The following is a 3,162-nucleotide window of genomic DNA, read 5'->3' as shown; positions in this document are numbered from 1 at the left end:
AGGTAAAATTTGTGAGTTCTGCTCTTTATTGAGCAACATGCGAATTTTCGGCGAATGTCGTCTTCACAGTATAACCAGATTGCTTGGGGTTATATGGTCAAGTGAAGAAGCGCATACGGTGGATGCCTTGGCAGTCAGAGGCGATGAAAGACGTGGTAGCCTGCGATAAGCTTTGGGGAGTCGGCAAACAGACTGTGATCCAGAGATCTCTGAATGGGGGAACCCACCTAGGATAACCTAGGTATCTTGTACTGAATCCATAGGTGCAAGAGGCGAACCAGGGGAACTGAAACATCTAAGTACCCTGAGGAAAAGAAATCAACCGAGATTCCCTTAGTAGTGGCGAGCGAACGGGGACCAGCCCTTAAGTTGATTTGAGATTAGTGGAACGCTCTGGAAAGTGCGGCCATAGTGGGTGATAGCCCCGTACACGAAAGTCTCTTATCAATGAAATCGAGTAGGACGGAGCACGAGAAACTTTGTCTGAACATGGGGGGACCATCCTCCAAGGCTAAATACTACTGACTGACCGATAGTGAACCAGTACCGTGAGGGAAAGGCGAAAAGAACCCCGGAGAGGGGAGTGAAATAGAACCTGAAACCGTATGCGTACAAGCAGTGGGAGCCTACTTTGTTAGGTGACTGCGTACCTTTTGTATAATGGGTCAGCGACTTATATTCAGTGGCGAGCTTAACCGAATAGGGGAGGCGTAGCGAAAGCGAGTCTTAATAGGGCGTTTAGTCGCTGGGTATAGACCCGAAACCGGGCGATCTATCCATGGGCAGGTTGAAGGTTAGGTAACACTGACTGGAGGACCGAACCGACTACCGTTGAAAAGTTAGCGGATGACCTGTGGATCGGAGTGAAAGGCTAATCAAGCTCGGAGATAGCTGGTTCTCCTCGAAAGCTATTTAGGTAGCGCCTCATGTATCACTCCAGGGGGTAGAGCACTGTTTCGGCTAGGGGGTCATCCCGACTTACCAAACCGATGCAAACTCCGAATACCTGGAAGTGCCGAGCATGGGAGACACACGGCGGGTGCTAACGTCCGTCGTGAAAAGGGAAACAACCCAGACCGTCAGCTAAGGTCCCAAAGTCATGGTTAAGTGGGAAACGATGTGGGAAGGCTTAGACAGCTAGGAGGTTGGCTTAGAAGCAGCCATCCTTTAAAGAAAGCGTAATAGCTCACTAGTCGAGTCGGCCTGCGCGGAAGATGTAACGGGGCTCAAACCATGCACCGAAGCTACGGGTATCACTTAGGTGATGCGGTAGAGGAGCGTTCTGTAAGCCTGTGAAGGTGAGTTGAGAAGCTTGCTGGAGGTATCAGAAGTGCGAATGCTGACATGAGTAACGACAATGCGAGTGAAAAACTCGCACGCCGAAAGACCAAGGTTTCCTGCGCAACGTTAATCGACGCAGGGTTAGTCGGTCCCTAAGGCGAGGCTGAAAAGCGTAGTCGATGGAAAACAGGTTAATATTCCTGTACTTCCAGTTATTGCGATGGAGGGACGGAGAAGGCTAGGCCAGCTTGGCGTTGGTTGTCCAAGTTTAAGGTGGTAGGCTGAAATCTTAGGCAAATCCGGGATTTCAAGGCCGAGAGCTGATGACGAGTTGCCTTTAGGCGACGAAGTGGTTGATGCCATGCTTCCAAGAAAAGCTCCTAAGCTTCAGATAACTGGGAACCGTACCCCAAACCGACACAGGTGGTCGGGTAGAGAATACCAAGGCGCTTGAGAGAACTCGGGTGAAGGAACTAGGCAAAATGGCACCGTAACTTCGGGAGAAGGTGCGCCGGCGAGGGTGAAGGACTTGCTCCGTAAGCCCATGCCGGTCGAAGATACCAGGCCGCTGCGACTGTTTATTAAAAACACAGCACTCTGCAAACACGAAAGTGGACGTATAGGGTGTGACGCCTGCCCGGTGCCGGAAGGTTAATTGATGGGGTTAGCGCAAGCGAAGCTCTTGATCGAAGCCCCGGTAAACGGCGGCCGTAACTATAACGGTCCTAAGGTAGCGAAATTCCTTGTCGGGTAAGTTCCGACCTGCACGAATGGCGTAACGATGGCGGCGCTGTCTCCACCCGAGACTCAGTGAAATTGAAATCGCTGTGAAGATGCAGTGTATCCGCGGCTAGACGGAAAGACCCCGTGAACCTTTACTATAGCTTTGCACTGGACTTTGAGCTTGCTTGTGTAGGATAGGTGGGAGGCTTTGAAGTGGGGACGCCAGTTCTCATGGAGCCATCCTTGAAATACCACCCTGGCAACCTTGAGGTTCTAACTCAGGTCCGTGATCCGGATCGAGGACAGTGTATGGTGGGTAGTTTGACTGGGGCGGTCTCCTCCCAAAGAGTAACGGAGGAGTACGAAGGTGCGCTCAGACCGGTCGGAAATCGGTCGCAGAGTATAAAGGCAAAAGCGCGCTTGACTGCGAGACCCACACGTCGAGCAGGTACGAAAGTAGGTCTTAGTGATCCGGTGGTTCTGTATGGAAGGGCCATCGCTCAACGGATAAAAGGTACTCCGGGGATAACAGGCTGATACCGCCCAAGAGTTCATATCGACGGCGGTGTTTGGCACCTCGATGTCGGCTCATCACATCCTGGGGCTGAAGCCGGTCCCAAGGGTATGGCTGTTCGCCATTTAAAGTGGTACGCGAGCTGGGTTTAGAACGTCGTGAGACAGTTCGGTCCCTATCTGCCGTGGACGTTTGAGATTTGAGAGGGGCTGCTCCTAGTACGAGAGGACCGGAGTGGACGAACCTCTGGTGTTCCGGTTGTCACGCCAGTGGCATTGCCGGGTAGCTATGTTCGGAAGAGATAACCGCTGAAAGCATCTAAGCGGGAAACTTGCCTCAAGATGAGATCTCACTGGGATCTTGAATCCCCTAAAGGGCCGTCGAAGACTACGACGTTGATAGGTCGGGTGTGTAAGCGCTGTGAGGCGTTGAGCTAACCGATACTAATTGCCCGTGAGGCTTGACCATATAACACCCAAGCAATTTGCTTCTGCAGATTGCGGTGGTGAAGACGAAAGAACCGAAAGTTCGCAACCACAACGATCACATATCCGAATTGGCTGGAGTGTCATAAGACAGTCTGGCAACAGAATTTCTTGACGACCATAGAGCATTGGAACCACCTGATCCCATCCCGAACTCAG

2 rRNA genes are annotated in these 3,162 nt (G+C 51.8%); both read left to right on the top strand.

Features of this window, described 5'->3' with window-relative positions:
* The first annotated feature begins 95 nt into the window (after positions 1 to 95).
* Positions 96 to 2,986 (top strand): 23S ribosomal RNA (locus BLS27_RS23470).
* Between the two features lie 127 nt (positions 2,987 to 3,113).
* Positions 3,114 to 3,162: ribosomal RNA gene (rrf, locus tag BLS27_RS24360) — 5S ribosomal RNA — on the top strand; the annotation flags it as partial.

This window comes from Pseudomonas guariconensis (assembly GCF_900102675.1).
In the GTDB taxonomy this organism is placed as follows: Bacteria; Pseudomonadota; Gammaproteobacteria; order Pseudomonadales; family Pseudomonadaceae; genus Aquipseudomonas; species Aquipseudomonas guariconensis.
The sequence above is the reverse complement of the archived record's forward strand: the minus strand, read 5'-3'. Positions and strand labels throughout refer to the sequence as shown.